This window comes from Streptomyces sp. NBC_01288 (genome assembly GCF_035982055.1).
Taxonomy (GTDB): domain Bacteria; phylum Actinomycetota; class Actinomycetes; order Streptomycetales; family Streptomycetaceae; genus Streptomyces.
This window is the reverse complement of the sequence record NZ_CP108427.1, coordinates 6,653,573-6,680,555: the sequence shown is the minus strand read 5'-3', so window position 1 is coordinate 6,680,555 and position 26,983 is coordinate 6,653,573. Positions and strand designations below refer to the sequence as shown.

23 protein-coding genes are annotated in these 26,983 nt (G+C 69.3%); 13 read left to right on the top strand and 10 right to left on the bottom strand.

Features of this window, described 5'->3' with window-relative positions:
- The first annotated feature begins 6 nt into the window (after nt 1–6).
- Nucleotides 7–2,274, top strand: coding sequence for a heavy metal translocating P-type ATPase (locus OG194_RS30285; protein WP_327403953.1), 2,268 nt, complete (start codon nt 7–9; stop codon nt 2,272–2,274).
- Between the two features lie 861 nt (nt 2,275–3,135).
- Here the strand turns inward: OG194_RS30285 and OG194_RS30280 are convergent.
- From OG194_RS30280 to OG194_RS30265, 4 genes are all read right to left on the bottom strand, one after another.
- Entirely contained in the window at nt 3,136–4,425 is a 1,290-nt protein-coding gene (locus OG194_RS30280; RefSeq protein ID WP_327403952.1) for a citrate synthase, read from the bottom strand.
- A gap of 159 nt (nt 4,426–4,584) precedes the next feature.
- A complete protein-coding gene (gene recD2 / locus OG194_RS30275) occupies nt 4,585–6,891 on the bottom strand; it encodes an SF1B family DNA helicase RecD2 (RefSeq protein WP_327403951.1) in 2,307 nt (768 codons plus the stop codon).
- A 39-nt stretch (nt 6,892–6,930) separates the two neighbouring features.
- Nucleotides 6,931–7,116, bottom strand: a complete 186-nt coding sequence (locus OG194_RS30270) for a DUF397 domain-containing protein (protein WP_327403950.1) — start codon at nt 7,114–7,116, stop codon at nt 6,931–6,933.
- Nucleotides 7,117–7,124: 8 nt separating this feature from the next.
- A complete protein-coding gene (locus OG194_RS30265) occupies nt 7,125–7,955 on the bottom strand; it encodes a helix-turn-helix domain-containing protein (protein ID WP_327403949.1) in 831 nt (276 codons plus the stop codon).
- 107 nt (nt 7,956–8,062) lie between these two features.
- Between OG194_RS30265 and OG194_RS30260 the strand changes: the two genes are divergently transcribed.
- The 9 genes from OG194_RS30260 (at nt 8,063) to OG194_RS30220 (ending at nt 16,613) form a co-directional block, all read left to right on the top strand.
- Entirely contained in the window at nt 8,063–8,602 is a 540-nt protein-coding gene (locus tag OG194_RS30260) for an ATP-binding protein (protein WP_442811648.1), read from the top strand.
- Nucleotides 8,603–8,917: 315 nt separating this feature from the next.
- Nucleotides 8,918–9,508, top strand: coding sequence for a hypothetical protein (locus tag OG194_RS30255; RefSeq protein ID WP_327403948.1), 591 nt, complete (start codon nt 8,918–8,920; stop codon nt 9,506–9,508).
- A 14-nt stretch (nt 9,509–9,522) separates the two neighbouring features.
- The gene (locus OG194_RS30250) at nt 9,523–9,795 is read left to right on the top strand and encodes an FAD-dependent monooxygenase (protein ID WP_327403947.1); all 273 of its coding nucleotides are present in this window, start codon (nt 9,523–9,525) and stop codon (nt 9,793–9,795) included.
- A gap of 353 nt (nt 9,796–10,148) precedes the next feature.
- A complete protein-coding gene (locus OG194_RS30245) occupies nt 10,149–11,321 on the top strand; it encodes a LacI family DNA-binding transcriptional regulator (RefSeq protein ID WP_327403946.1) in 1,173 nt (390 codons plus the stop codon).
- Nucleotides 11,318–12,871, top strand: a complete 1,554-nt coding sequence (locus tag OG194_RS30240; protein ID WP_327403945.1) for a sugar ABC transporter ATP-binding protein — start codon at nt 11,318–11,320, stop codon at nt 12,869–12,871. Before OG194_RS30245 ends, OG194_RS30240 begins: the two co-directional genes overlap by 4 nt.
- A complete protein-coding gene (locus OG194_RS30235; protein ID WP_327403944.1) occupies nt 12,861–14,813 on the top strand; it encodes an ABC transporter permease/substrate-binding protein in 1,953 nt (650 codons plus the stop codon). Before OG194_RS30240 ends, OG194_RS30235 begins: the two co-directional genes overlap by 11 nt.
- 89 nt (nt 14,814–14,902) lie before the next feature.
- A complete protein-coding gene (locus tag OG194_RS30230; protein WP_327403943.1) occupies nt 14,903–15,805 on the top strand; it encodes a ribokinase in 903 nt (300 codons plus the stop codon).
- A complete protein-coding gene (gene rbsD / locus OG194_RS30225; RefSeq protein WP_327403942.1) occupies nt 15,802–16,194 on the top strand; it encodes a D-ribose pyranase in 393 nt (130 codons plus the stop codon). Before OG194_RS30230 ends, rbsD begins: the two co-directional genes overlap by 4 nt.
- A gap of 152 nt (nt 16,195–16,346) precedes the next feature.
- Entirely contained in the window at nt 16,347–16,613 is a 267-nt protein-coding gene (locus OG194_RS30220) for a hypothetical protein (protein ID WP_327403941.1), read from the top strand.
- Between the two features lie 116 nt (nt 16,614–16,729).
- Here OG194_RS30220 and OG194_RS30215 read toward each other — a convergent pair whose 3' ends face one another.
- The gene (locus OG194_RS30215; RefSeq protein ID WP_327403940.1) at nt 16,730–17,080 is read right to left on the bottom strand and encodes a hypothetical protein; all 351 of its coding nucleotides are present in this window, start codon (nt 17,078–17,080) and stop codon (nt 16,730–16,732) included.
- A gap of 313 nt (nt 17,081–17,393) precedes the next feature.
- Nucleotides 17,394–18,473 carry an Acg family FMN-binding oxidoreductase gene (locus OG194_RS30210; protein WP_327403939.1) on the bottom strand — a complete coding sequence of 360 codons (1,080 nt, stop codon included), beginning with the start codon at nt 18,471–18,473 and terminating at the stop codon, nt 17,394–17,396.
- A 144-nt stretch (nt 18,474–18,617) separates the two neighbouring features.
- Here OG194_RS30210 and OG194_RS30205 point away from each other — a divergent pair, with 144 nt between their 5' ends.
- Nucleotides 18,618–19,151, top strand: coding sequence for a MarR family winged helix-turn-helix transcriptional regulator (locus tag OG194_RS30205; RefSeq protein ID WP_327403938.1), 534 nt, complete (start codon nt 18,618–18,620; stop codon nt 19,149–19,151).
- 85 nt (nt 19,152–19,236) lie between these two features.
- On the opposite strand, the gene OG194_RS30200 is transcribed toward OG194_RS30205, so the two are convergent.
- The 3 genes from OG194_RS30200 to OG194_RS30190 are packed head-to-tail and all read right to left on the bottom strand — an operon-like array spanning nt 19,237 to nt 22,381.
- Nucleotides 19,237–20,037: a sugar phosphate isomerase/epimerase family protein gene (locus OG194_RS30200; RefSeq protein WP_327407252.1), complete on the bottom strand. Its 801-nt coding sequence runs from the start codon at nt 20,035–20,037 to the stop codon at nt 19,237–19,239.
- 35 nt (nt 20,038–20,072) lie between these two features.
- Nucleotides 20,073–21,227, bottom strand: coding sequence for a dihydrodipicolinate synthase family protein (locus OG194_RS30195; protein ID WP_327403937.1), 1,155 nt, complete (start codon nt 21,225–21,227; stop codon nt 20,073–20,075).
- Entirely contained in the window at nt 21,224–22,381 is a 1,158-nt protein-coding gene (locus tag OG194_RS30190; RefSeq protein ID WP_327403936.1) for a Gfo/Idh/MocA family protein, read from the bottom strand. Before OG194_RS30190 ends, OG194_RS30195 begins: the two co-directional genes overlap by 4 nt.
- Nucleotides 22,382–22,646: 265 nt before the next feature.
- On the opposite strand from OG194_RS30190, the gene OG194_RS30185 reads away from it, so the two are divergent.
- Nucleotides 22,647–23,693 carry a LacI family DNA-binding transcriptional regulator gene (locus OG194_RS30185; RefSeq protein WP_327403935.1) on the top strand — a complete coding sequence of 349 codons (1,047 nt, stop codon included), beginning with the start codon at nt 22,647–22,649 and terminating at the stop codon, nt 23,691–23,693.
- Nucleotides 23,694–24,770: 1,077 nt separating this feature from the next.
- Here OG194_RS30185 and OG194_RS30180 read toward each other — a convergent pair.
- Nucleotides 24,771–25,607 (bottom strand): helix-turn-helix transcriptional regulator, encoded by an 837-nt coding sequence (locus OG194_RS30180; protein WP_327403934.1) that lies wholly within the window; start codon nt 25,605–25,607, stop codon nt 24,771–24,773.
- Between the two features lie 55 nt (nt 25,608–25,662).
- On the opposite strand from OG194_RS30180, the gene OG194_RS30175 reads away from it, so the two are divergent.
- On the top strand, nt 25,663–26,964 hold the full coding sequence (locus tag OG194_RS30175; protein ID WP_327403933.1) for an MFS transporter: 1,302 nt from the start codon (nt 25,663–25,665) through the stop codon (nt 26,962–26,964).
- Nucleotides 26,965–26,983 lie beyond the last annotated feature (19 nt).

Sequence of the window (26,983 nt, the reverse complement as noted above, 5' to 3'; positions counted from 1 at the left end):
CCGGACATGACCAGCACCACCACAGCGACACCCACCGCAGAGACACCCATAGCCGCGGCCCCCGAGTCCGCCGCCGAGGTCGAGCTGCTCATCGGCGGGATGACCTGCGCCTCCTGCGCGGCCCGCGTCGAGAAGAAGCTCAACCGCATGGACGGCGTCAGCGCCACGGTCAACTACGCGACCGAGAAGGCGAAGGTCAGCTACCCCGCGGGCATCCAGGTCGCCGACCTCATCGCGACCGTGGTGAAGACCGGGTACACCGCCGCGGAACCCGCGCCCCCGGAGCCGGAGACGGAAGCTCCCGAGGACGCCCCGGATCCCGAACTGGCCTCCCTGCGCGAGCGGTTGACCGTCTCCGCCCTCCTCGCCGTGCCCGTCGTACTGCTCTCGATGATCCCGGCCCTCCAGTTCGACAACTGGCAGTGGCTCGCGCTCACCCTCGCCGCGCCCGTCGTCGTCTGGGGCGGACTCCCGTTCCACAGGGCCGCGTTCACCAACGTCCGGCACGGCGCCGCCACCATGGACACCCTCGTCTCGGTCGGCACGCTCGCCGCGTTCGGCTGGTCGCTGTGGGCGCTGTTCTGGGGCGACGCGGGCATGGCCGGCATGCACGACGAGTTCCGCCTCACCGTCTCGCGCACGGACGGCGCCTCGACGATCTACCTCGAAGTGGCCGCAGGAGTCGTCGCGTTGATCCTGCTGGGCCGCTATCTGGAGGCCCGCTCGAAGCGCCGTGCGGGCGCGGCCCTGCGCGCGCTCATGCAACTGGGCGCCAAGGACGTGGCAGTTCTGCGGGACGGTCGTGAAGTGCGGCTGCCCGTGGCCGAGTTGGCGGTCGGCGACCGTTTCGTCGTACGGCCCGGGGAGAAGATCGCGACCGACGGCACCGTCGTCGAGGGCGCCTCGGCGGTCGACGCGTCGATGCTGACCGGCGAGTCGGTGCCGGTGGACGTGGCACCGGGTGACAGGGTCACCGGCGCGACCGTGAACGCCGGCGGGCGACTCGTCGTAGAAGCGAGCCGGGTCGGGGCGGACACTCAACTCGCGCGGATGGCGCGGCTGGTGGAGGACGCGCAGAACGGCAAGGCCGAGGTGCAGCGGCTCGCGGACCGGATCTCCGGGATCTTCGTGCCGGTGGTGCTGTTGATCGCGGTCGGCACGTTCGGGGTGTGGCTCGCGGTCACCGGCGATGTGGCCGCCGCGTTCACCGCGGCCGTCGCCGTGCTGATCATCGCCTGCCCGTGCGCGCTGGGCCTGGCCACCCCGACCGCCCTCATGGTCGGCACCGGCCGCGGCGCCCAGCTCGGCATCCTGATCAAGGGCCCCGAGGTCCTGGAGTCCACCCGCCGTGTCGACACGGTCGTACTCGACAAGACCGGCACGATCACCACCGGCCGCATGACCCTCCAGGAGGTCTACGTCGCCGACGGCACCGACGAGCGGGAGCTGCTGCGGCTCGCGGGCGCCCTGGAGCACGCCTCCGAGCACCCCGTCGCGCGGGCCGTCGCGGCGGGCGCGGAGGAGCGGGTCGGACCGCTGCCGTCCGCCGAGAACTTCGAGAACGTGCCAGGGCGCGGCGTCCGCGGCCGCGTGGAGGGCCGTGAGGTGGCCGTGGGGCGCCTCTTCGACGACCTTCCGGAGGAGTTGGCCCGCGCCAGGTCCGAGGCCGAGAGCGGCGGACGTACGGCCGTGGTGGTCGGCTGGGACGGAACCGCGCGCGGAGTCGTCGCGGTCGCCGACGCGGTCAAGGAGACCAGCGCCGAGGCCGTTCGGCAGCTGCGGGCCCTCGGACTCACCCCCGTGCTGCTGACCGGCGACAACCGCGCGGTGGCCGATTCCGTCGCCGCCGCCGTCGGGATCGACCCCGGGGACGTCATCGCCGAGGTGCTGCCCGAGGACAAGGTCGCTGTCGTACGACGGCTTCAGGGCGAGGGGCGGAGCGTCGCCATGGTCGGGGACGGCGTGAACGACGCCGCCGCGCTCGCCACCGCCGATCTCGGGCTCGCGATGGGCACCGGGACGGACGCGGCGATCGAGGCGAGCGACCTGACGCTGGTGCGCGGGGACCTGCGGGTGGCCGCGGACGCGATCCGGCTGTCCCGGCGGACACTCAGCACCATCAAGGGCAATCTCGTGTGGGCTTTTGGATACAACGTGGCGGCGCTGCCGTTGGCCGCCGCGGGGATGCTGAATCCCATGATCGCGGGGGCCGCGATGGCCTTCTCGTCGGTGTTCGTGGTCTCCAACAGCCTGCGACTTCGGACATTTCGCTGAAGTTCCGCAAAGTTACCGGGAGTTACGGGAACTCGAAGTAAGAGTCCCCCTAGAGACGGACGACGGCCTCACATAAGCTCTTCACAAGGCTCGCGCATCATCCTTACGCTGGGGTCCCGACGACGACATCGGGGCTCTTGCGCATCTAACGGACAAATGCAAGAGACGCAGATCACAGTGGTGTGAACGTAACCATCGAAGGGCTTCGAAGGTCTAAGTTGACGATGTCAGCAAGCGTCTTGGGGGGCGCGAACTGGCATCTGAGGATGTCTTGGGGGACTTCCTCAGAGATGCGTTGCCGGGACACGTACACCGGGGAGCTTTGAGCGGCCCTCCCGTCGTGCGATGTCCCGGCAGATCGCACACATCACTGGCTCCACCCAGTAGTACGAGGAGTTTTGCTCGTTCTACTCAACGAGGCTCAGCTTCATCGAGCTTCGGCAGTACGCAGTACAGCGATTCAGGCGCTGGTTCTCTAAGACGCCCGGCCGGATCCCGTGGGGGGAATCCGCACCGGGACATGGGAAGGCGCCCTGTACGCCGGCCCGTGGGGGGACCGTCGGCAGGGCGCCTTCTCCCCTCTTTTTTTCGAGCTCGGTTCGCCTCCGGGGCGCCAAAGCCTGTGTCGAGAGCCCCACCGTGCTCGGCGCTGCGCGCCTCCGCGCGCTGGGGCTCTCGACACAGGCGCGCCCCTTCGGCTCACTCGCCGACTTGAGGCGAGGGGGTCGAAAGGGCGCCGTATTGCCGTGATCCGGAGTTGTTGCCGTGCTGCAACGCCCCTTCTTTTAGGGGCGCGGGGAACTGCGCGACCAGCCCCCGCCGGGCCCGCGGTAAACGAACTACGCGGACCCAGCGGAGCGATCAGCGACCCTCGACCGGGATGAAGTCCCGCTCGACGACACCCGTGTAAATCTGGCGCGGGCGCCCGATACGAGAACCCGGCTCCTTGATCATCTCGTGCCACTGGGCGATCCAGCCCGGCAGGCGGCCCAGGGCGAACAGGACCGTGAACATCTCGGCCGGGAAGCCCATGGCCCGGTAGATCAGGCCGGTGTAGAAGTCGACGTTCGGGTAGAGGTTGCGCGAGACGAAGTAGTCGTCCGACAGCGCGTGCCCTTCGAGCTTCAGAGCGATGTCCAGCAACTCGTCGGACTTGCCGAGGGCCGAGAGGACGTCGTGCGCCGCCGCCTTGATGATCTTCGCGCGCGGGTCGAAGGACTTGTACACCCGGTGGCCGAAGCCCATCAGGCGGACGCCGTCCTCCTTGTTCTTCACCTTGCGGATGAAGGAGTCGACATCGCCGCCGTTCGCCTGGATGCCTTCCAGCATCTCCAGGACCGACTGGTTGGCGCCGCCGTGCAGCGGGCCCCACAGCGCGTTGATGCCGGCCGAGATCGACGCGAACATGTTGGCCTGCGAGGAGCCGACGAGGCGGACCGTGGACGTGGAGCAGTTCTGCTCGTGGTCCGCGTGCAGGATCAGCAGCTTGTCGAGCGCGGAGACGACGACCGGGTCGAGGTCGTACTCCTGCGCCGGGACCGAGAAGGTCATGCGCAGGAAGTTCTCGACGTAGCCGAGGTCGTTGCGCGGGTAGACGAACGGGTGGCCGATCGACTTCTTGTACGCGTACGCCGCGATCGTCGGGAGCTTGGCGAGCAGCCGGATCGTGGAGAGGTTGCGCTGCTTCTCGTCGAACGGGTTGTGGCTGTCCTGGTAGAAGGTGGACAGCGCCGAGACGACCGACGACAGCATCGCCATCGGGTGGGCGTCGCGCGGGAAGCCCTTGTAGAAGTTCTTGACGTCCTCGTGCAGCAGGGTGTGCTGCGTGATGTCGTTCTTGAACACGGTGAGCTCGTCGACGGTCGGCAGCTCGCCGTTGATGAGCAGGTAGGCGACCTCCACGAAGGTGGAGCGCTCGGCCAGCTGCTCGATCGGGTAGCCGCGGTACCGGAGGATGCCCTGCTCACCGTCGAGGTAGGTGATGGCGGATTTATAGGCGGCGGTGTTCCCGTAACCGCTGTCCAGCGTCACCAGACCGGTCTGGGCGCGGAGCTTCCCGATGTCGAAGCCCTTGTCGCCGACGGTGCTGTCGATCACCGGGTAGGTGTACTCGCCGTCGCCGTACCGCAGTACTACAGAGTTGTCGCTCACGTCATCCCTCACCGACGTTGTGCCTCTTCTTCGAGGTTGCCCTGACTGTCTCTACCATCCCCCATTTGGCGCAGGAGAGTGCACTCGGGGTCGACCATTGGGCCTATTGGCGGCACTCAGTGCCGCCAACCTGCTCATCCTGCCCCCTCCACCCCGCTATCAGGAAGTGCTGTGTGACCTTCCTGACTCATTTGATCGATCATTTTTCATGCTCAGTCTGAAGTCCAGTGCCGTGCAGCGTCGTCCCGCCGACACCGTGCGCACGGCCTGTCCGATCGCCTTGCGCGATCCGACCAGCACAACCAGCTGTTTGGCCCGGGTGACGGCCGTATACAAAAGGTTCCGCTGAAGCATCATCCACGCGCCCGTGGTGACCGGGATCACCACGGCCGGGTACTCGCTGCCCTGGGAGCGGTGGATGGTCACCGCGTACGCGTGCGCCAGCTCGTCGAGTTCGTCGAATTCGTACGGCACTTCCTCGTCCTCGTCCGTCAGCACGGTGAGGCGCTGGTCCACCGGGTCGAGTGAAGTGACGACGCCCACCGTGCCGTTGAAGACGCCGTTCTCGCCCTTCTCGTAGTTGTTGCGGATCTGGGTGACCTTGTCGCCGACGCGGAAGACCCGGCCGCCGAACCGCTTCTCGGGGACGTCGGGGCGGCCGGGCGTGATCGCCTGTTGCAGCAGGCCGTTGAGGTTGCCCGCGCCCGCCGGTCCCCGGTGCATGGGCGCGAGGACCTGTACGTCCCGGCGCGGGTCGAGCCCGAACTTGGCCGGAATCCGCCGCGCCGCCACGTCCACGGTGAGCCGGCCGGTCTCCTCCGTGTCGTCCTCGACGAAGAGGAAGAAGTCCTTCATCCCGTCGGTGACCGGCTGCTGCCCGGAGTTGATCCGGTGCGCGTTGGTGATCACGCCGGACTGCTGGGCCTGGCGGAACACGCGCGTGAGGCGTACGGCGGGGATCGGACCGCCGTCGGCCAGCAGGTCGCGCAGCACCTCGCCGGCGCCGACGCTGGGGAGCTGGTCCACGTCTCCGACGAAGAGGATGTGTGCTCCTGGGGGGACCGCCTTCACCAGCTTGTTGGCCAAGAGGAGGTCGAGCATGGAGGCCTCGTCGACCACGACCAGGTCGGCGTCCAGGGGGCGGTCCTTGTCGTACGCCGCGTCGCCGCCGGGCTTGAGTTCCAGCAGGCGGTGGACAGTTGAGGCCTCGGCGCCGGTGAGTTCGGCGAGGCGTTTGGCGGCGCGGCCGGTGGGGGCGGCGAGGACGACCTTGGCCTTCTTGGCGCGGGCCAGCTCGACGATCGAGCGGACCGTGAATGACTTTCCGCAGCCGGGACCGCCGGTGAGGACGGCGACTTTCTTGGTCAACGCGAGCTTGACGGCGGCCTCTTGCTCGGGCGCGAGCTCCACGCCCGTCTTCCCCTTCAGCCATCCCAGCGCCTTGTCCCAGGCCACGTCGTGGAAGCCGGGCATGCGGTCCGCGGTGGTGTGCAGCAGGCGGCGAAGCTGGGCGGCGAGGGAGAGTTCGGCGCGGTGGAAGGGGACCAGGTAGACGGCGGTGACGGGTTCCGAGTCGCCGTCGGGGCCGGGGACTTTTTCGCGTACGACCCCGGGGTCGCCCGACTCCTCGTCCGGGAGGGCGAGTTCGGCGAGGCACTCGATGACGAGGCCGGTGTCGACTTGCAGGAGCTTCACCGCGTCGGCGATGAGCCGCTCTTCGGGGAGGTAGCAGTTGCCCTGGTCGGTGGCCTGCGAAAGGGCGTACTGGAGGCCTGCCTTGACGCGTTCCGGGCTGTCGTGCGGGATGCCTACGGACTGGGCGATCTTGTCGGCGGTGAGGAAACCGATGCCCCAGACGTCGGAGGCGAGGCGGTACGGCTGGTTCTTCACTATCGAGATCGAGGCGTCGCCGTACTTCTTGTAGATGCGGACCGCGATCGACGTCGACACCTCGACGGTCTGGAGGAAGAGCATGACCTCCTTGATCGCCTTCTGCTCCTCCCAGGCCTCGGCGATCTTCTTGGTGCGTTTTGGTCCGAGCCCGGGGACCTCGATGAGGCGCTTGGGTTCGTCCTCGATGATCTGGAGGGTGTCCAGGCCGAAGTGCTGGGTGATGCGGTCGGCGAAGACGGGGCCGATGCCCTTGACGAGGCCGGAGCCGAGGTAGCGCCGGATGCCCTGGATCGTGGCGGGGAGGAGTGTTGTGTAGTTCTCCACGGTGAACTGCTTGCCGTACTGGGGGTGCGAGCCCCAACGGCCCTCCATGCGCAGGGATTCACCGGCCTGGGCGCCGAGCAGCGCGCCTACGACGGTGAGGAGATCGCCGCCGCCTCGGCCGGTGTCGACGCGGGCGACCGTGTAGCCGTTCTCCTCGTTGGCGTAGGTGATGCGTTCCAGGGTGCCTTCGAGGACGGCGAGGTGGCGCTCGCCTGCGGGGGGCCCCGGTTTTGCCGCCTGGTTGGACATGGGTCGACGGTACCGGGCGGGTGTGACAGGGGGGTGGGGTCAGGGGTGGGGGTGCTGTTTCAGGGCTTCCATGAAGGTGGTGAAGGTGGGGGTGGGGAAGGTGAGGGTGGCCCTGGAGGGGGTTTTCGTGTCGCGGACCGCTACTTGGGTGGGGGTGTTCGCAATCTCCACGCAGCTGTTGCCGTCGCCTTCGCCGGAGTAGGACGACTTCCGCCAGTTGTCCATACGTTGCCTCACAGCTCTTTCGCCAGCTTGTGGATGAATTCGCGTGACCGTTCGGGTTCGAGTGACGCGGCCTCCACTCTACGGAAGCTTGTTCGGTAGGTGTTGAGCTGAGCCTCGGAATCGATGAGGACCGAGCCATGGGGCGCATCACGGGCCACGGTGTCCAGCTTCGGCAGCGGGCCGCCCGCATACGTCATCGTGCTTGAGGCTTTGGCGAAGCCGTCCAGGTCGAAGGGGACGACACGCAGGGTGATGTGATCCGCTTCGGAAAGCTCAAGCAGCCGACGGAGCTGAGCCTTTGCTGTGGCACGGTCGCCGACCCTGATGCGCAGCGCCGCCTCGTGAATGACAACCTCGTGCGGGATGACGATCTGCTGGCGTGCCGTGCGGTGGGAGACGCGCAAGTCCAGCTCTTCATGGGTGAGTTCGGGCAGCCTGGATCCGAAGACGGCGCGGGCGTAGTCCTCCGTCTGCAATCGGCCCGGTACATACAGGATCGCCACGTCGCGCAGGAACACGGCATGGTGCTCCAACTCTGCGAGGTCCAGGAACGATGTGGGCAGCAGACCTCGGTACTCCTCCCACCAGCCTCGCGTCCGGTCGGTCGCCATCGCGACCAGAGCATCCACGAACTCCGCGTCCGTGCAGGCGTAGTGGGATGCAAGGCGCCGAAGCCGCTGCTCGCTCACTCCCGCGAGAGCCGACTCGATGTGTGTGATCTGAGCCGGGCTCACTCCGAGCAGAGCAGCCGCCTCACGGGAGCTGAGTCCTGCCGCTTCGCGGAGCCTGCGTAGCTCAGTGGCCAGACGCAACTGGCGGGCCGTTGGTTCGCGCCTCAAAGCTCTCGACCACTCCTCGGTTCAACACGCCTGCGCGCGCTCCTCGTTCGGGGGTCAGACTACGCGAACGGCTTGCCCTATCTCTATATTTAGATCTACCGTCGGTGATGCGACGCACACTCTGCGGAAATGCCGGACCCCGGAAGCGCACCGCCCCGTCCTGCCATGACGGCCGCGGCAGAGCCACAGCCGGCGCTCTCCAACCCCCCATCGCCGAACCGGAGTTGATGCATGCCCGAAAACCCCGCCCGTGCCCTGGGAAGTACTGCCTCTACGTCCCGAACGACCTGCGTGCCGTCACCGTCAGCCGCCGCACCCTCCGGCTGATCCTCACCGTGCACGGACTGATCCGGCTGGCCGACACCTCCGAGCTTCTCGCGACGGAGTTGGTGGCCAACGCCGTACTGCACGCGGAGGGGCCCGCCGCCCTGCGGGTGGGCTGGTCGGCGGGGGTGCTGCGGTTCGGGGCCTGGGACGCCGATCCCGAACCGCCGGAGCCACCAAGGGCGTTGGAGGAACTCGGTGACGCGGAGGACGGGCGCGGTCTCGCGTTGGTCCGGGTCTGTACCGATCAGTGGGGCTGGCAGCCGTTGTCCCGGCACGGCAGGCGGGGGAAGCTCGTGTGGTGCGAGCTCGCTGCGGCTTGAGGAGTCTTCGACGTCGAGTGACGTGCGGGGCGCCCAGCCCCAAGAGAGGTGACCCGCAGAAGTGTGACACTCCTGCGGAAAGTGTCACACTTCTGCGGGGAGGGTCCCCTCCAGCGGGGACGGGCAAAGGGCCGCACCGCTCACGTGGCCGTGTTCGGGATGCCTGGCACCTCTGTGGGCATGGAGATCAAGGCGCCGGGTTTGTAAGCGTGCGGGTCGAGGACACGGCCCGGTACGGGTCAGTCCGGGCAGCGCCGAACACCTCACTTCGCCGGCGGCCTCCGTGTACGGGACCGCCAACGCCAGGTGTGACCTGTGTGTCCCTCGCTGCGCCGGATATTGCTGACGGGGCTGGAGGATGCCGTCAGGTTCGGCAAAAGGTTCACCCACTACCGCACCGGGGCGGACGGCCGGGTCGTGGCCTGCTTCGGCGACGGGACCGAGGCGAGCGGCGATGTGCTCGTCGCCGCGGACGGGGTCAACTCACCTGTACGCCGTCAATATCTGCCGCACGCACGGGTGGTGGACACGGGCCTGCGGCAGCTGCACGGGAAGGTGCCCCTCACGAAGACGACCAGGCCCCTCTTCCGTGAGGAGATGTTTGCCGTGTTCACGCCGGTCATCGGACCGGAAAGGCAGTTCGTCGGAATCGCCCCGGTCGAGTTTCCCGAGCCGCCGAGACGGGCAGCCGACCGCCTCGCGCCGATGGCGGCCCTGGACGACAGCGCGGACTACATGACGGTCTCCTTCGGATCCCACCGGGATCATCTCCCGTACGACGACGCCCAGTTGCAGACAATGACCGGATCCGAACTGCAGCGGGCAACCCTCCAGCTGATCGAGGGGTGGCACCCGCAGGTCCGCCGGATCATCGAACACTGGATTCCTGAAAGCGTCTTCCCCTGACCTTGCGCACCAGCGTGCCCGTCCCCGCATGGCACCCGAGCCGCATCACGCTGCTCGGGGACGCTGTCCACGCGATGAGCCCGGCAGGCGGGATCGGCGCGAACACCGCCCTGCGCGACGCCGGCCTGCTCGCCGCCGCGCTGGGGAAGGCAGCCCATGGCCGGCCGATCATCGACGCGCTCGCCGACTACGAATCCGTGATGACCGGATGTGGATTCGACGCGGTGCGCACCTCGGCCGACAACGGACGGCGCATGCTCGGCCAGGACCCATTGCCGAGGTCCTGACAACATCCGGGCCCCGAGGGCCGTCACGGGCACGATGGCGTCGGCGCTCGTGGGTTCTCCGCCGGCGCCGGCCGGCACGGACCACGGGTTCACGTCGGAGGTCGGCTGCACCGGCATCGCGTCCGACGACCTGACCAGCCCACCTGACCAGCCCCTACAGGAGGCCGATCACGTGAGCGACGTATGACCGGCAGCAGTCCCGCACGGGTGGAAACAGCCGCCGCGTACGCGACGCTCCGGTGAGCAGGGTTCATCACGATCGGGTCTCAGAGGTCGGTCGGGGGCTTGATTTACTCCCGTGTAATCGATTCCAATCCTCCATGTAATCGATTCCACGAGGAGGTGGAACGGCGATGGCGAGCATCAAGGACGTCGCCGCCGAGGCCGGGGTCTCCGTGGCCACGGTGTCGCGGGTGCTGAACGACCATCCGTCGGTCAGTGACGACGCGCGTACCCGCGTGCTGGCCGCCGTAGAGGCGCTGGGTTATCGCCCGAACGCCGTCGCCCGTTCGCTGCGCACCGATCAGACCCGCACCCTCGGGCTGGTCATCAGCGACGTGCTCAACCCGTACTTCACCGAGCTGGCCCGTTCCGTCGAGGAAGAGGCCCGCGCGCTCGGGTACAGCGTCATCATCGGCAACGCCGACGAACGGCCGGAGCTCCAGGACCACCACGTGCGGACGCTGCTGGACCGGCGTATCGACGGACTGCTCGTGTCCCCCACCGACGGCGGCTCCCCCGGCATGCTGGACGCCGCGCGCGCCGGGACCCCGATGGTGTTCGTGGACCGGTGGATCCCGGGCCTGGACGTGCCCGTCGTGCGGGCCGACGGACGGGCCGCGATCCGGGATCTCGTCGCCCATCTGCACGGACTCGGGCATCGCAGGCTCGCCATCATCGGGGGGCCTGCTGCTACGACCACCGGTAGCGAGCGCGTCGCCGCCTTCCGGGACGCGCTCGGTGAGTACGGGATTCCGCTCCCCGGCGTCTACATCGGCCAGGGCGACTTCCAGGTCGAGAGCGGGCGGCGGGTGACTGAAGGGTTTCTCGATCTGCCCGAGCCTCCCGAAGTCGTGTTCGCCGCGGACAACCTGATGGCCCTGGGTGCCCTGGACGCCGTACGCGCGCGTGGGCTGCGGGTTCCGGAGGATCTCGCGCTGGCCGCGTTCGACGACATCCGGTGGTTCGTGCACACCGATCCGCCGATCACCGCGATCGCTCAGCCGACGGGTGACCTGGGGCGGGCCGCTGTACGTGCGCTCGTCGACCGGATCGAGGGGCGGGTGCCGCGGTCCGTCACCCTTCCCGCGCGGCTCGTCGTGCGCCGCTCGTGCGGTGAGCCGGGGGTCGCGCGGTCACCCGGCAGATCCGACCCCGTCCAACCCCCTCATCGGCCGGACCCCGCGCACTCCCCCGCGCAACCCGACCCCACCCCACCCCCCGTCCCGCCGGACCCCACCCCACCCCCCGTCCGACCGGACCCCGCGCAACCCCCTGTTCAACCCGTTCGAAGGAGCCAGTCGTGAGCAACCAGGACGAGTTGCTGCGCATCGAGGGCATCCGCAAGACCTTCCCCGGTGTCGTCGCGCTGGACGGCGTCGACTTCGATCTGCGTCGGGGTGAGGTCCATGTGCTGCTCGGTGAGAACGGTGCGGGCAAGAGCACGCTCATCAAGATGCTCTCCGGCGCCTACCGCCCCGACGGCGGCCGCATTCTGGCCGCCGGCGAGGAGGTGCGCATCCACAGTGCGCAGGACTCCGCGCGGCTCGGGATCGCCACCATCTACCAGGAGTTCAACCTCGTTCCCGATCTGACGGTCGCCGAGAACATCTTTCTGGGGCGGCAGCCGCGTCGCCTCGGGATGATCGACCGGAAGCGGATGGAGGCCGATGCCGCCGTTCTGCTGGAGCGGGTGGGTGTGAACGTCTCGCCGCGCGCTCGGGTGCGTGAACTCGGTATCGCGCGGCTCCAGATGGTCGAGATCGCGAAGGCGCTCAGTCTGAACGCGCGCGTGCTGATCATGGACGAGCCGACCGCCGTGCTCACCTCCGAAGAGGTCGAGAAGCTGTTCGCGATTGTGCGTCAACTGCGCGCTGACGGCGTCGGGATCGTGTTCATCACTCATCATCTTGAGGAGATCGCCGCCCTCGGGGACCGCGTCACCGTCATCCGGGACGGGAAGAGCGTGGGGCAGGTGCCTGCCTCCACGCCCGAGGACGAGCTCGTACGGCTCATGGTCGGGCGGTCGATCGAGCAGCAGTATCCGCGTGAACGGCCGCACACCGGCGCCGCGTTGCTCTCCGTCGAGGGGCTCACCCGGGACGGGGTCTTCCACGACATCAGCTTCGAGGTGCGGGCCGGTGAGGTGGTCGGCATCGCCGGGCTCGTCGGGGCCGGTCGTACCGAGGTCGTACGGGCTGTCTTCGGGGCGGACCCGTACGACCAGGGGGCGGTCACCGTCTCCGGTGGACTGGTCCCCAAGCATGACGTCAACGCGGCCATGTCTGCCGGGATCGGGCTCGTGCCCGAGGACCGTAAGGGGCAGGGGCTTGTCCTGGACCAGTCGGTCGAGGAGAACCTCGGGCTCGTCACCATGCGGGCCGCCACCCATGGTGGGCTTGTCGACCTCAAGGGGCAGCGCGAGGCCGCCGCGCGGATCGCGAAGCAGCTCGGCGTGCGGATGGCCGGACTCGGCCAGCAGGTACGGACGTTGTCCGGCGGCAACCAGCAGAAGGTCGTCATCGGCAAGTGGCTCCTCGCCGACACCAAGGTGCTGATCCTCGACGAGCCGACGCGCGGTATCGACGTCGGCGCCAAGGTCGAGATCTATCAGCTGATCAATCAGCTCACCGCCGGCGGTGCCGCCGTTCTCATGATCTCCAGTGATCTGCCCGAAGTTCTCGGCATGAGCGACCGGGTGCTCGTGATGGCCCAGGGGCGCATCGCGGGTGAACTCTCCGCCGAACAGGCCACGCAGGACTCCGTGATGGCACTCGCCGTCAGCACACCCAGCACACCGACCCAAGCAACAACCGCTCAAGCAACTACCGCTGTGGAGGGCCACCGTGGCCACTGACACGCTCAAGAGCACGCCGGGCGCGAGTGGCGCCTCGGGGATCCGTCGACTGCTGCTCGACAACGGGGCGTTGACCGCGCTCATCGTCCTGGTCATCGCCATGTCGGCGCTGTCCGGTGACTTCCTGACCACCGACAACCTCCTCAACGTCGGTGTCCAGGCGGCCGTGACCGCGATCCTCGCCTTCGGCGTCACCTTCGTGATCGTCTCGGCGGGCATCGACCTGTCGGTCGGTTCGGTGGCGGCCCTGTCGGCCACCGTGCTGGCCTGGAGCGCCACGCAGCACGGCGTCCCGGTCTTCCTCGCCGTCGTCCTCGCGATCGCCACGGGTATCGCGGCCGGTCTCGTCAACGGTTTCCTCATCGCCTACGGCAAACTGCCGCCGTTCATCGCGACGTTGGCGATGCTGTCGGTGGCGCGCGGTCTCTCGCTGGTGATCTCGCAGGGCTCCCCGATCGCCTTCCCGAACTCGGTCTCGCACCTCGGTGACACCCTCGGCGGCTGGCTGCCGGTGCCGGTCCTGGTGATGATCGTGATGGGGCTCATCGCGGCCTTCATCCTCGGGCGGACGTACATCGGCCGCTCGATGTACGCGATCGGCGGCAACGAAGAGGCCGCGCGGCTCTCGGGGTTGCGCGTCTCCAAGCAGAAGCTCGCGATCTACGCCCTGTCCGGTGTCTTCGCCGCCGCCGCGGGCATCGTCCTCGCCTCCCGGCTCTCCTCCGCGCAGCCGCAGGCCGCCGACGGTTACGAGCTGGACGCGATCGCGGCCGTCGTCATCGGCGGCGCCTCCCTCGCGGGCGGCACCGGCAAGGCGTCCGGCACGCTCATCGGCGCGCTGATCCTCGCGGTGCTGCGCAACGGCCTCAACCTCCTCTCGGTGTCGGCCTTTTGGCAGCAGGTCGTCATCGGTGTCGTCATCGCGCTGGCGGTCCTGCTCGACACCGTGCGCCGCAAGGCGGGTGCGACTCCCGCCTCCGGTGCGGGCGGTGGCGGTGGCAGCAAGGGCAGGCAGGCGACCACGTACGCGCTCGCGGCCGTCGTCACCATCGCGATCGTCGGCGCGACCTCCTTCCTGCACAACGACTCCTCCACGACGTCGAAGCCCAAGCTCGGCCTGTCCCTCTCCACGCTCAACAACCCGTTCTTCGTGCAGATCCGGTCGGGCGCGCAGGCCGAGGCGAAGAAGCTGGGCCTGGACCTGACCGTCACGGACGCGCAGAACGACGCCTCGCAGCAGGCCAACCAGCTCCAGAACTTCACCAGTTCGAACTACGGCGCGATCATCGTCAACCCGGTGGACTCGGACGCGGCGAGCAACTCCGTGAAGGCCGCCGACAAGGCGAAGATCCCGGTCATCGCCGTCGACCGGGGCGTCAACAAGGCGGCCGTGGACACGCTGGTCGCGTCCGACAACGTCGTGGGCGGTGAACTCGCCGCCAAGACCGTCGCCGAGAAGCTGGGCGGCAGCGGCAAGATCGTCATCCTCCAGGGCCAGGCGGGCACTTCGGCGGCGCGTGAGCGGGCGGAGGGCTTCGCCAAGGGGCTGAAGGCCTACCCCGGCATCCAGGTCGTCGCCCAGCAACCGGCCGACTTCGACCGCACCAAGGGCCTCGACGTGATGTCGAACCTGCTCCAGGCACACCCCGACGTCCAGGGCGTCATCGCCGCCAACGACGAGATGGCGCTCGGCGCGATCAAGGCGCTCGGCTCCAAGGCCGGCAAGTCGGTCTCGGTCGTCGGTTTCGACGGCACGCCGGACGGCCTGACCGCCGTCAAGCAGGGCACGCTGTACGCGTCCGTGGCACAACAGCCCAGCCAGCTCGGCAGGATTGCCGTGGACAACGCGCTGCGCGCCGCTCAGGGCAAGAAGGTGGAGACGACGGTGAAGGTGCCGGTCAAGGTCGTCACCAAGGAGAACGTGGCCGGCTTCACCGGCTGACCACGACCGCCTGACAGCCACCACCTGACAACAACCGCCTGAAAACGACCGGATCAACGCTCCAAGTCACCACTGTGGGGAGTCAATTGATGTACGACTACGACCTCCTGGTCGTGGGATCGGCCAACGCCGACCTCGTGATCGGCGTCGAGCGGCGGCCGGGCGCCGGCGAGACGGTCCTCGGTTCCGACCTGACCGTCCACCCCGGCGGCAAGGGCGCCAACCAGGCGGTCGCCGCCGCCCGGTTGGGAGCCCGTACGGTCCTGCTGGCCCGGGTCGGCGACGACGCGCACGGCCGGCTGCTGCTCGACTCGCAGCGGGCCGCCGGTGTCGACACGGTGGGCGTGCTGGTCGGCGGCGCGCCGACCGGGGTCGCGCTGATCACCGTGGACCCGTCCGGCGACAACAGCATCGTGGTGTCGCCCGGCGCCAACGGAAAGCTGTTCCCCGTGGACGTCCAGGCCGCCGGGTGCCTCTTCCAGGCCGCCCGGGTGGTCTCCGTACAGCTGGAGATCCCGCTGGAGACGGTCGTGGAGGTCGTACGGAGTCTCGCGGACGGCAGCCGCTTCGTGCTGAACCCGTCGCCGCCGCGGCCGCTCCCGGCCGAAGTCCTGGCCGCCTGCGACCCGTTGATCGTCAACGAGCACGAGGCGAAGGTGATCCTCGGGGACGCGTGTGTGAGCGAGCGGCCCGAGGACTGGGCCCGCATTCTGCTCGCGAAGGGGCCGCGTTCGGTGGTCGTGACGCTGGGCGCGGAGGGCGCGTTGGTGGCCTCGCGGGAGGGGGTCACCCGGGTGCCGTCCGTGAAGGTGGACGCCGTGGACACGACGGGCGCGGGCGACGCGTTCACCGCGGCGCTGGCGTGGAAGCTGGGTGCGGGGTTGTCGTTGGCCGAGGCGGCGGAGTACGCGGCCCGGGTCGGGGCGGTCGCCGTGACCCGTAAGGGTGCCCAGGACTCCTTCCCCACGGCGGACGAGGTCGCCGCGCTGTGAAGAAGGCAGGGATTCTCAACCGTCATCTCTCCGGCGCGCTGGCCGAGTTGGGGCACGGGGACGGGGTGCTGGTGTGCGACGCCGGGATGCCGATCCCCAAGGGTCCCCGGGTGGTGGACCTGGCGTTCCGTGCCGGGGTGCCGTCGTTCGAGGAAGTGCTGGACGGGCTGCTGGCCGAGCTGGTGGTGGAGGGCGCGACGGCGGCGAGCGAGGTGCGCGGCGCCAACCGCGCGGCCACGGCCCTGCTCGACGCCCGCTTCCCCGACGGCCTGGACCTCGTCTCCCACAAGCGGCTCAAGGAGCTGTCGGCGGACGCGCGACTGATCGTACGGACGGGCGAGGCGCGGCCGTACGCGAACGTGCTGCTGCGGTGCGGGGTGTTCTTCTAGCGGAGAAAAATTCGAGGGGGCCGGGTCCGTCGACCAAGCCCCCTCGGGTTTTCCCCTCCAGCATCAGGACCCCCATGATCCCCCCAGATCCCCCTCCAAGAGTCCTGATGCCAAGTACGACCCGCGTGGTAGGGAGAGGGTTGTACGACATCTTGAGAATTCTTCAAGACGGCTTCGAAGTGCCGACAACGGACGAGGCGGGCGCCAGGGAAGTCGTCGGTACGACGGCATCGGCGCTGTCCGGTGAGGCGGCGGCCGGGGTGCTGGCGGCCGGGGTGCTGGCGAAGGCGGCCAGGCCCGTGGCGAACGCGGTGGCCAAGAAGACGGGGCTGCCGCCGGCGGCCGTGGCGCGGGTCGTGGAGATGCTGATCCCGGTGGTGCCGGCGGTGCTCACGAAGCGGGCGGCGAAGAAGAAGTAACCCGTGCGGTGCGGGTGTTGACCGGTCGGTACGGCATACTCCTGACCTCCTGCCCCACCCCGGATCGAACGGGGTGGGGCAGGGCTCAGGGGTGTGTCAGCGCGGGGTGGCCGGCGTCAGCGGACGGTGACCGAGACACCCTTGGACACGGCGGCGCCGTCCTTGACGCGCAGGACCTGGACGCCCTTCTTCTGGAACTTGTCGGTCAGCTTGTAGGCGCTGTGGTTGACCTTGGCGGTCACGGGCAGGGACTTCCAGGTCGGGCCGCTCTTGACCTGGAGCGTCACCTTGCTGCCCTCCTTCAGGCCGGCGGTCTTGCCGGTGAAGGTGACCACGTCGCCGAGCTTCACGGAGGCGTGGTTGGCCTTGAGGGTGATGCTCGGCGCCGGGGCGGCGACAGCGGCGGTGGTGCCGACGGCGACGAGCGCGGCGGAGACCACGGACACGGCGGCGATACGCACGTTCACAGATAACTCCTTGTTTTGTTTCTCGAATTACTTCTCTTATGCACCTCTCAGGCTTCTCTCATACAAGAGAAAGCCCGGAAGACCGCGCTTCCGGGCTTTATCCCGGCCCCGCGGCGAGCACGATCCTACAGACATGACCTGGGGAGATACGGTTCCGGAAAGCTCCGAAAAACCTAAATCGACAGGCTGTTCACAGGAATAGCGCGCACCGCACGGACCCTGATCTGCATTTATAAAAACGAGCTGTGTGAAGGTGACTCTCACATTCCGGGAGTCGAACACCGACAGCGTCGTCGAGCCGGCGCGCCGGCTCTCACCGGGGTCGCAGGATGTCGCGCAGGTCGCGGCGGGGTGAGAGGGCGGGGGTCCGGGTGTGCCCGACGCGGACCAGCATCTGGAGCTTCGCGGGCGGGGTGACGTCGGCGAGGGCGTCCATCCGGGCGCGCAGCCGGTCCATCTGCGGGAACTCCTGGAGGGTCTGGCTGAGCGGCTGGAAGCTCAGGCCGTAGCCGGCCGCGGTGAGCTGCGCGCGCACATAGGCACGCCCGGTGGTGATCCAGTCCGCCATGGTGTTCGCCTGGGTCGTCAGGGTGAGCAGCGCCCTGGTGTCACGGACGGTCTTGGTGAAGGTCCTGAGGTAGCCGGACCGGTTGAACCAGCTGTGCCAGTTGCTCGGCCGGGTCGTCCGGCGGGCCGCGGCCAGGGGCAGGCCGGTCATGCCGGCGGTGTCGAGGTTGAGCCCGTCGCCCTTCGCCGCGACCTCGGCGTCGGTGAACCGGAACCACTGGTTGGTCTCCTCGAACGTGCCGTGATCGTCGGCCTCGACGGTCATGCCCCGCACGGCACACTCGATGGCGTCGGCCATCCGCTGCGCGCCGATCCAGCCCGGTTGTAAGCCGGGACGGGTGGCGGCGGCCGATATCGCGGCCCGCTCCTCGTCGGTGAGCGGCTGCGGTGTGTGCGGCAGGCGGCTGCTGCGCCGACGCAGGATCTGCGCGAACAGCGGGTCCTCGGCCACCTCGGAGTCGGCGACGAGGCTCAGGTGCGCGGTGGGTTTCGTACCGTACTCCGCGAGGGTCATCCCGCCCTCGGGCAGCACGTCGACGTCCGTGCGGTACCCGAGATGGGTGGCGGCGATCGAGGTCATCTCGACCAGAGTGCCGTGGCTGATGTGTACCTGCCTGCCGGGCGGGTCGGTGACGGGAAGCAGCCGGGCCGGGTCGAAAGAGACCCGCGCCTCGGTGTCCGACACCACCTCGACCCGCCACGGCTGGGTGTTGTGCGCGCTCGGCGCGGTGATTCCGTAGCGCAGCGCCCGCACGATCGGCGGGCTGTCCTGGGCCACCGTCGACAGCGGACGGTCTCCCTCGGAGCCGAGGCGGTAGAGGGTCATCCCCGCTCCCCACTCGGTGTCGAGCAGCCCTGCCCCGGCGGACTCTTCTTGCGGATGCCCTCGTTCATACGCCACCCCTCAGATCTCTTCCCAGGAAGTATCTCGCGCGGAAGATATTCCGTTCTGGAGGTAAGGTCAATGCCCGTGGGAAACTCAGAGATCGCGCCGACCGCGTTGGCCGCGCAGGTGGAGCGGGTGCTCGCGGAATGGCGGGTGGCCCGGCCCGACCTCGACCCCACGCCGTTCCGCCTGTTCAGCGCCCTCGCCGTGGCCGGCCGCCAGGTCCAGGAGTTCTACGACGCCAGCACCGCCCAGCACGGCCTGTCGGGCCCGGATTTCTTCCTGCTCGCCGAGCTGCGCCGCCGCGGCGAACCCTTCCAGGCCACGCCCGGGGAGCTCACCCAGGTGCTGGTCCGCTCCTCGGGCGGCACGACGAAGCTGCTCGACCGGCTCGTCGCCGTCGGGCACATCACCCGTGTCGCCAACCCTGACGACCGCCGCTCCACCCTGGTCCAGCTGACCGAGAACGGCCGTCGCCTGATCGACGTAGCCCTCCAGGACCACCTGGCCGCGGAGGCGACGCTCCTACAGGACCTCGACCCCGCCGACACGAGTCGGGTCATCGACCTGCTGTGGGCCCTGACCAGCCGCCTACGCGCCTGGCCCCATCCGGACTAGGCGCTTTCCCGCGCACACCGGCACGAGACGGGAGGCCGTGGCCTGCCCCTCACTGCGGGTAGCAGGCAGGCCACGGACCCGCCCGCTACCGGATCACGTGCTCCACGAACCGCGCCGCCGTCTCCGCCAGCACCTCGCGTCCGTCCCGCGCCCACAGTCCGTCGTTGAACAGCTCGACCTCGATAGGACCGGAGTAGCCCGCCGCCTCGACGTACGACAGCCACTCACGCATGTCGATCGCGCCGTCGCCGATCTGCCCGCGGCCGTTGAGCACGCCCTCGGGCAACGGGGTGGTCCAGTCGGCGAGTTGGAAGGTGTGGATACGGCCGCCCGCACCCGCCCGGGCGATCTGCTCGGGCGCCCGGTCGTCCCACCAGATGTGGTACGTGTCCACCGTGACGCCGACCTGCTGCGCGGGGAAGCGCTCGGCGAGGTCGAGGGCCTGGGTGAGCGTCGAGACCACACAGCGGTCGGAGGCGAACATCGGGTGCAACGGCTCGATGGCCAGCCGTACGCCCCGCTCCTCGGCGTAGGGCCCCAACTCCCCCAGCGCGTCGGCGATCCGCTCCCGCGCGCCGTGCAGGTCCTTGGAGCCGGCCGGCAGACCACCGGACACGAGCACGAGGGTGTCGGTGCCCAGAGTTGCCGCCTCGTCCACGGCACGGCGGTTGTCGTCCAGAGCATGGGCGCGCTCGTCCGGGTCGATCGCCGTGAAGAATCCACCCCTGCACAACGTTGTCACCGTGAGGCCCGCGTCGCGGACCAGCTTCGCGGTCTCCTCCAGGCCGTACGACTGGACCGGCTCGCGCCAGAGGCCGACGCCGGGGACGCCCAACTCCAGGCAGGCGTCTACCAGTTCGGGCATCGACAGCTGCTTCACCGTCATCTGGTTGATGGAGAAGCGGGAGAGGTCGGCGGCGCTCACTGGTTCACTCCGTACAGGGACAGCAGGTTCTTCATCCGTTCCTCCGCGAGCTTCGGGTCGGGGAACAGGCCCAGGCCGTCGGCGAGTTCGTAGGCGCGGGCGAAGTGCGGGAGGGAGCGGGCCGACTGGAGGCCGCCGACCATCGTGAAGTGCGCCTGGTGGCCCGCGAGCCAGGCCAGGAACACCACACCCGTCTTGTAGAAGCGGGTCGGTGTCTGGAAGAGGTGACGGGACAACTCGACGGTCGGGTCGAGGAGTTCGCGGAAACCGGCCGTGTTCCCGGTGTCCAGGACGCGGACCGCCTCCGCCGCCAGCGGGCCGAGCGGGTCGAAGATGCCGAGCAGGGCGTGGCTGAAGCCCTGGTCGTCGCCCGCGATCAGCTCGGGGTAGTTGAAGTCGTCGCCGGTGTAGCAGCGCACACCCTGCGGCAGTCGGCGCCGGATGTCGATCTCCCGCTGAGCCTCCAGGAGCGACACCTTGATGCCGTCGACCTTGTCGGGGTGCGCGGCGATGACTTCGAGGAACGTGTCGGTGGCCGCGTCGAGGTCCGACGAACCCCAGTAACCCTCAAGTGCCGGGTCGAACATGGGACCCAGCCAGTGCAGGACGACCGGCTCGGACGCCTGCCGGAGCAGGTGGCCGTAGACCTCCAGGTAGTCCTCAGGCCCCTTCGCTACGGCCGCGAGCGCCCGCGACGCCATCAGGATGGCCTGCGCGCCCGACGCCTCGACGAGCGCCAACTGCTCCTCGTACGCGGCCTGTACGTCGGCCAGGGACGCCGGGCCGGTGAGCTGGTCGGTGCCGACGCCACACGCAATGCGGCCGCCAACCGCCTTGGCCTCGGCGGCACTTCGGCGGATCAGCTCGGCCGCGCCCACCCAGTCCAGGCCCATGCCGCGCTGGGCGGTGTCCATCGCCTCGGCGACACCGAGGCCGTGGGACCAGAGGTGGCGGCGGAAGGCGAGGGTGGCGTCCCAGTCGACGGCGGCGGCCGAGTCCGGGCTCGTGTCGGCGAAGGGGTCGGCGACGACGTGCGCCGCCGAGAACACCGTACGAGAGGTGAAGGGGGTGCCGGAGGTGACGGCGAGGGGTTCCTGTCGGGGCTCGTATGCCCTCAAGACCCCACCGACGTCCGGGAGTTGGATGGTCACAGGGTGATCTCCGGAACGTCGAAACGGCGGCCCTCGGCGGACGACTTCAGGCCCAGCTCGGCGAGTTGGACACCGCGGGCGCCGGCCAGGAGGTCCCAGTGGTACGGGGCGTCGGCGTAGACGTGGCGGAGGAACAGCTCCCACTGGGCCTTGAAGCCGTTGTCGAAGTCGGTGTTGTCGGGGACTTCCTGCCACTGGTCGCGGAAGACCTCGGTGGCGGGCAGGTCCGGGTTCCAGACCGGCTTCGGGGTGGAACTCCGGTGTTGGGCACGGCAGTTGCGCAGCCCGGCGACAGCCGACCCCTCGGTCCCATCCACCTGAAACTCGACGAGTTCGTCGCGGTTGACGCGGACGGCCCAGGAGGAGTTGATCTGGGCGATGGCGCCGCTGTCGAGTTCGAAGATGCCGTAGGCGGCGTCGTCGGCGGTGGCGTCGTAGGGCTTGCCGTTCTCGTCCCAGCGCTGCGGGATGTGGGTGGTCGCGATGGCCTGGACGGACTTGACGCGGCCGAACAGCTCGTGGAGGACGTACTCCCAGTGCGGGAACATGTCGACGACGATGCCGCCGCCGTCCTCCGAGCGGTAGTTCCACGACGGGCGCTGGGCACTCTGCCAGTCGCCCTCGAAGACCCAGTAGCCGAACTCGCCCCGGATGGACAGGATCCGGCCGAAGAACCCACCCTCGATGAGGCGCTTGAGCTTCAGCAGACCAGGCAGGAAGAGCTTGTCCTGGACGACGCCGTGCTTGATGCCGGCGGCGTCGGCGAGGCGGGCCAGTTCGAGGGCACCGTCGAGGCCGGTGGCGGTCGGCTTCTCGGTGTAGATGTGCTTGCCCGCCGCGATCGCCTTCGTGAGCGCCTCCTCACGGGCCGAGGTGACCTGGGCGTCGAAGTAGATCTCGACGGTCGGGTCGGCGAGGACCGCGTCGACGTCCGTGGAGACGTTCGCCGGGTCCAGCCCGTGCTGCTCGGCAAGCGCCTTCAGCGCGTGCTCGCGGCGGCCCACGAGGATCGGTTCCGGCCACAGAACCGTACCGTCTCCGAGGTCTAGACCACCCTGCTCGCGCAGTGCGAGGATCGAGCGGACGAGGTGCTGTCGGTAGCCCATGCGCCCGGTCACGCCGTTCATGGCGATACGCACCGTCTTGCGTGTCACGTGTTCCCCTTCGTCCACATGCGTCTCGACGCATGTCTCAGCGCATGTCCCAGGATTGCAGCAAGCGCTTTCTATATATGCAGAAGCTAGCCTTTGCCCACTGGTCTGTACAAGACCGTGATGGGGTCGAGTTGTTCGAGGGGGCGAACAACCGGGGCGGGTGGCCTTATGGTCTGCTCGGACGGGGGCTTCCTTTGAGCAGCCTATGTACAACGGCGTACGACAAGATGCGCGACCGAAGATGCGCGACCGGAGGACGAACAACATGACGGTGACCCTGGCGGACGTGGCGGCCCGCGCCCAGGTCTCCCCCGCGACGGTGTCGCGCGTACTGAACGGCAACTATCCGGTCGCGGCCACCACGCGCGAGCGGGTTCTGCGGGCGGTCGACGAGCTGGACTACGTCCTGAACGGTCCCGCGAGCGCGCTGGCGGCGGCCACCTCCGACCTGGTGGGCATCCTGGTCAACGACATCGCGGACCCCTTCTTCGGGATCATGGCGAGCGCGATCCAGGGCGAGATCGGGGGGCCGGGGGGCCGCGCGGGTGGGGAACGGCTGGCGGTGGTGTGCAACACGGGCGGCTCCCCGGAGCGCGAGCTGACGTATCTGACCCTGTTGCAGCGGCAGCGGGCGGCGGCGGTCGTGCTGACCGGCGGCGCGATGGAGAACGCGCCGCACGCGGCGGCGGTCGCGGCGAAGCTGCGGAAGCTGGGCGAGGCCGGGACGCGGGTGGTGCTGTGCGGGCGGCCGCCGGCGCCGGACACGGGGGCGTTCGCGCTGACCTTCGACAACCGCGGCGGCGGCCGGGAACTGACCGAGCACCTCATCGGCCTCGGCCATCGCCGGCTCGGCTACATCGCGGGCCCGGAGGAACGGACGACGACGCGGCACCGGCTGGAGGGCCACCGGGAGGCGCTGGCCGCGCACGGGATCGTGGAGGATCCGCGGTGGACTGTGCACGGCCGCTACGACCGGCGCTCCGGGTACGAGGCCACGCTGGAGCTGCTACGGCGGGATCCGTCACTGACGGCCGTGGTCGCGGCGAACGACTCCGTCGCGGTGGGGGCGTCCGCGGCGCTGCGGGAGTCTGGGCGGCGGATTCCGGAGGACGTCTCGGTCGCCGGGTTCGACGATCTGCCGTTCAGCGTGGACGCGGTGCCTTCGCTTACGACGGTGCGGTTGCCGTTGTCGGAGGCGGGGGCCCGGGCGGGGCGGATCGCGATGGGGCGGGAGGAGCCGCCGCCGGGTGGGATCGCCACGGTTCGGGGGGAGTTGATGGTTCGGGGGTCTTCTGGGGTGCCGCGGAAGTAGGTGTACCGGACCTGAGCCGATACGTGACCGTTGGGCCGCCCGCTTCTTGGCCAGTGTCGGGATTCCGTGACCCGAGTAAAGGGCGCTACGCGTCGGCTACGCCGATTCCGCTCCGCTCCACCCTTGACTCGGCTCACGGAATCCCGTTTTCAGAAGCGCGCGAACGGCCCCGAAAGACGATTGCCCAGGCACATAGACCCTCGGGCGTGTCATGCCCTCACCCAGCACCGAGGAACGCGCCCTCGCGTCTCGCCAGCACGCCGGGTCGGCTAAGCGGCCAACGCCGGGTGGGAGGTGGCGCGTCGACAGGTTGGCGGCACGCCGGGTCGCTTAGCGGCTGACGCCAAGTGGGACGGCGCGCCCACGAGTTGGCGGCACGCCGGGTCGGCTAAGCGGCCACCCCCGAGTGGGGGGCGCGGCGACAGGTTGGCGCCACGCCAGGTCGGCTTAGCGGCTGACGCCGAGTGGGGTGTGTAGGCGGTGTGGTGGGTGGTGGGTCGAGCCTGTCCAGTTGCGAGCGCCTGTTGGTGATAGTTGGTGACAGGGTCCGGGCACGGGGGGGCGGGAAGCTGTGTCTTTTTCTAACCAGTCAAAGGCTGGTTAGGAGGTTACTTTTCGGACAGCTTCCCGACACCCCCCGGCCCGCCCGGACTCGGCCCGGTCCCGCGTCCGCTCGCTCGCAGCCGCGAAGCCACCCCACCACCCGCCCCAGCCCCTCCCCCTCCCAGCCGCAAGCCGCTAAGCCGACGCGGCGTGCCGCCATCCTGTCTCTGCGCCACCCCACTCGGCGTTGGCCGCTGAGCCGACCCGGCGTGCTGGCGAGACGCGAGCGCGTTCCTCAACACCGGCCAGCCACGCAACCGCCGTAACGGGCCCTCTCCCTGAGCCACCCGTTCCTCCGGGCCGCCCGCTCGCTTCTGAAACGGGCTGGAGCGGCCCTAGTCAAGGGTGGCCCGCAGGGCCATCGCCGAAGGCGACGCGACCGCAGGGAGCGCCCTTTACTCGGGCCGCGGAAGCACGACACTGACCAAGAAGCGGGCGGCCCAACGTCCACTTACGAAAGAGCCAGGCGCATCCCTACCCAGCCAATCGCCGGGAAGGGGGGAAACCTGGAGCGCCACGCGCCTGGCCGCCAGGTCCGATGCGGTACGTGCCCGGTGTCTGGCCCATCGTGCGGCTGAACGTGTCGATGAAGGCGCTGGTCGTGGACCAGCCGCACTGGCGTCCCGTTTCGCTGACCGTCGCGCCTTCCGCCAGGAGGACCATGGCGTGGAAGACGCGGACGTTGGTCCGCCATTGCGGGTACGTCATGCCGAACTCGGTTCTGAACAGCCGGGCCAGGGTGCGTTCGCTGACGCCGATGCGGCGGGCGAGCCAGGTGGCGGTGCGAGGCTGCCGTAGGTCGTCCGTCACCAGTGAACATGCCTGCCGGAGCAGGGAGTTGGTGGGGGCGGGGAGCGTCAGCGGCTCCACTTGGGCTCTTCTCAGGCGGTCCCGCAGGACCGCGCGCAGGCGGCGTGACTCCGGCTGCGGAAGGTCCGGTTCGCTGCACGCGATGATCAGTTCGCGGACCAGGGCGTCCACGGCCACCACGACCGGCGTCCCGGAGTCCAGCAGCACGTCGTGGGCGGCGAAGCCGATGGTGTGCACGGAGCTGTGCCCGTGCACCCGGTGCTGGTGCCACATGCCCGCCGGAAGCCAGACGGCCCGCGCACTGGACGCCACCCAGGACGCCTCGCCCGTCTGCACCGCGAGCACACCGGCACTGACGTAGAGAAGCTGGTGGTAGCCGTGCTGGTGGCGGCCGATGACGTCACCCGCGAGGTGGGCGTGGGTGGTGTCCCTGGGCTCCGCGGCCGCGCTGTCCGCCGTATCTGTCTTCTCCGCCGTCTCCGCCTGGCCGTTTTCCGACATGGCTCGGCAGAATAACGGAAGCGCCGCACCTGGCCGTCCTGCCAGCGTGAGAACCATGTCCACGACACCCCCCGCCTCGCCGCCCGCGCTGAAGACCCGCCTCTCCGCCGGGCTGCGCGGTGCCGCGCTCGACACCCGCCCGTTCCAACTCCCTGTCTTCCGGCGCCTGTTGATCGGGCAGAGTGCGGCCTACGTCGGGACCATGGTCACCGACGTCACCATCCCGGTGCAGGTGTACGACCTGTCCCGGTCGTCGCTGTCCGTGGGACTGACGGGGGTGGCCGGCCTCGTACCGCTCGTGGTCTTCGGGCTGTACGGCGGCGCCGTCGCGGACCGGTTCGACCGCCGTACGGTGTACCTCGCGTCGGCCTGTCTGACCTGGGTGGTCACACTCGCCCTGCTGTTCCAGGCGGTCGCCGGCGTGCGTTCGGTGCCGCTCGTCCTCGGCCTCGTCGCCGTGCAGGCCGGCGCCTTCGCCGTGTCGTCCGCGGCCCGGGGCGCGATCATCCCCCGTATCGTGCCGACCCCGCTGGTGCCCGCCGCGAACACGCTGTACTTCACCGCCGGCAACGTCGGTCAGGTCGCCGGGCCGCTGATCGCGGGCGTCCTGATCTCCCTCCCGAACGGCTACAGCTGGGCGTACGGCGCCGACGCCGTGCTGTTCTCGCTCCTGCTGTACTCGGCCCTTCGCCTGCCCTCGGTCAAGCCGACCGGCTCGGAGGCCCCCGCCGGCGGGCTGCGCTCGGTGCTCGACGGGCTGCGGTTCATCGCCGTCGCGCCCGTGCTCTGGATGTCCTTCGCGGTCGACATCGCGGCGATGACACTCGCCATGCCGACCGCGCTGTTCCCGGAGGCGGCGCAGACCCGGTTCGGCGGTAGCGGGGTGGGGCTGCTGTACTCGGCCATCGCGATCGGGTCGGTCGCGGCGGGGCTGTTCAGCGGCTGGATCGGGCGCGTACGCCGCCAGGGTCGGGCGCTTGCCCTCGCCGTCGTCGCCTGGGCGGCGGCGGTCGCCCTCGCGGGTACCGTCCACCAACTCCTCGCCGCGGCAGCCCTGTTGGCGGCCGCCGGAGCGGCCGACCTCGTCAGCGCGGTCTACCGCCAGACCATCCTCCAGACCTACGCCCCCGACGCCCTCCGCGGCCGCCTCCAGGGCGTCTTCACCGTCGTCGTCGCGGGCGGCCCCCGCCTCGGCGACCTGCGCGCCGGCGCCATGGCCTCCACGACGGGCTTCGGCCTCGCGTGGACGGGCAGTTCGCTGGTGTGCGTGTTCGTGGTCATCGCGGGGGCGCTGCTGGTCCGACCGTTCTGGCGGTACGACGTCGCCGCGGCGCAGGCACCGTCCTCGCGGCCGTAGGGCTCCGGGAAGTGACAAC

Coding starts and splice junctions, on each gene's coding strand:
- OG194_RS30200 (WP_327407252.1), bottom strand. CDS start 20,037: ATGACGGTGAAGCAGCTGTCGATGCCCGAACTGGTAGACGCCTGCCTG.
- recD2 (WP_327403951.1), bottom strand. CDS start 6,891: ATGTCCAACCAGGCGGCAAAACCGGGGCCCCCCGCAGGCGAGCGCCAC.
- OG194_RS30245 (WP_327403946.1), top strand. CDS start 10,149: ATGGCGAGCATCAAGGACGTCGCCGCCGAGGCCGGGGTCTCCGTGGCC.
- OG194_RS30210 (WP_327403939.1), bottom strand. CDS start 18,473: ATGACCCTCTACCGCCTCGGCTCCGAGGGAGACCGTCCGCTGTCGACG.
- OG194_RS30230 (WP_327403943.1), top strand. CDS start 14,903: ATGTACGACTACGACCTCCTGGTCGTGGGATCGGCCAACGCCGACCTC.
- OG194_RS30270 (WP_327403950.1), bottom strand. CDS start 7,116: ATGGACAACTGGCGGAAGTCGTCCTACTCCGGCGAAGGCGACGGCAAC.
- OG194_RS30180 (WP_327403934.1), bottom strand. CDS start 25,607: ATGTCGGAAAACGGCCAGGCGGAGACGGCGGAGAAGACAGATACGGCG.
- OG194_RS30185 (WP_327403935.1), top strand. CDS start 22,647: ATGACGGTGACCCTGGCGGACGTGGCGGCCCGCGCCCAGGTCTCCCCC.
- OG194_RS30260 (WP_442811648.1), top strand. CDS start 8,063: ATGCGACGCACACTCTGCGGAAATGCCGGACCCCGGAAGCGCACCGCC.
- OG194_RS30175 (WP_327403933.1), top strand. CDS start 25,663: ATGTCCACGACACCCCCCGCCTCGCCGCCCGCGCTGAAGACCCGCCTC.
- OG194_RS30285 (WP_327403953.1), top strand. CDS start 7: ATGACCAGCACCACCACAGCGACACCCACCGCAGAGACACCCATAGCC.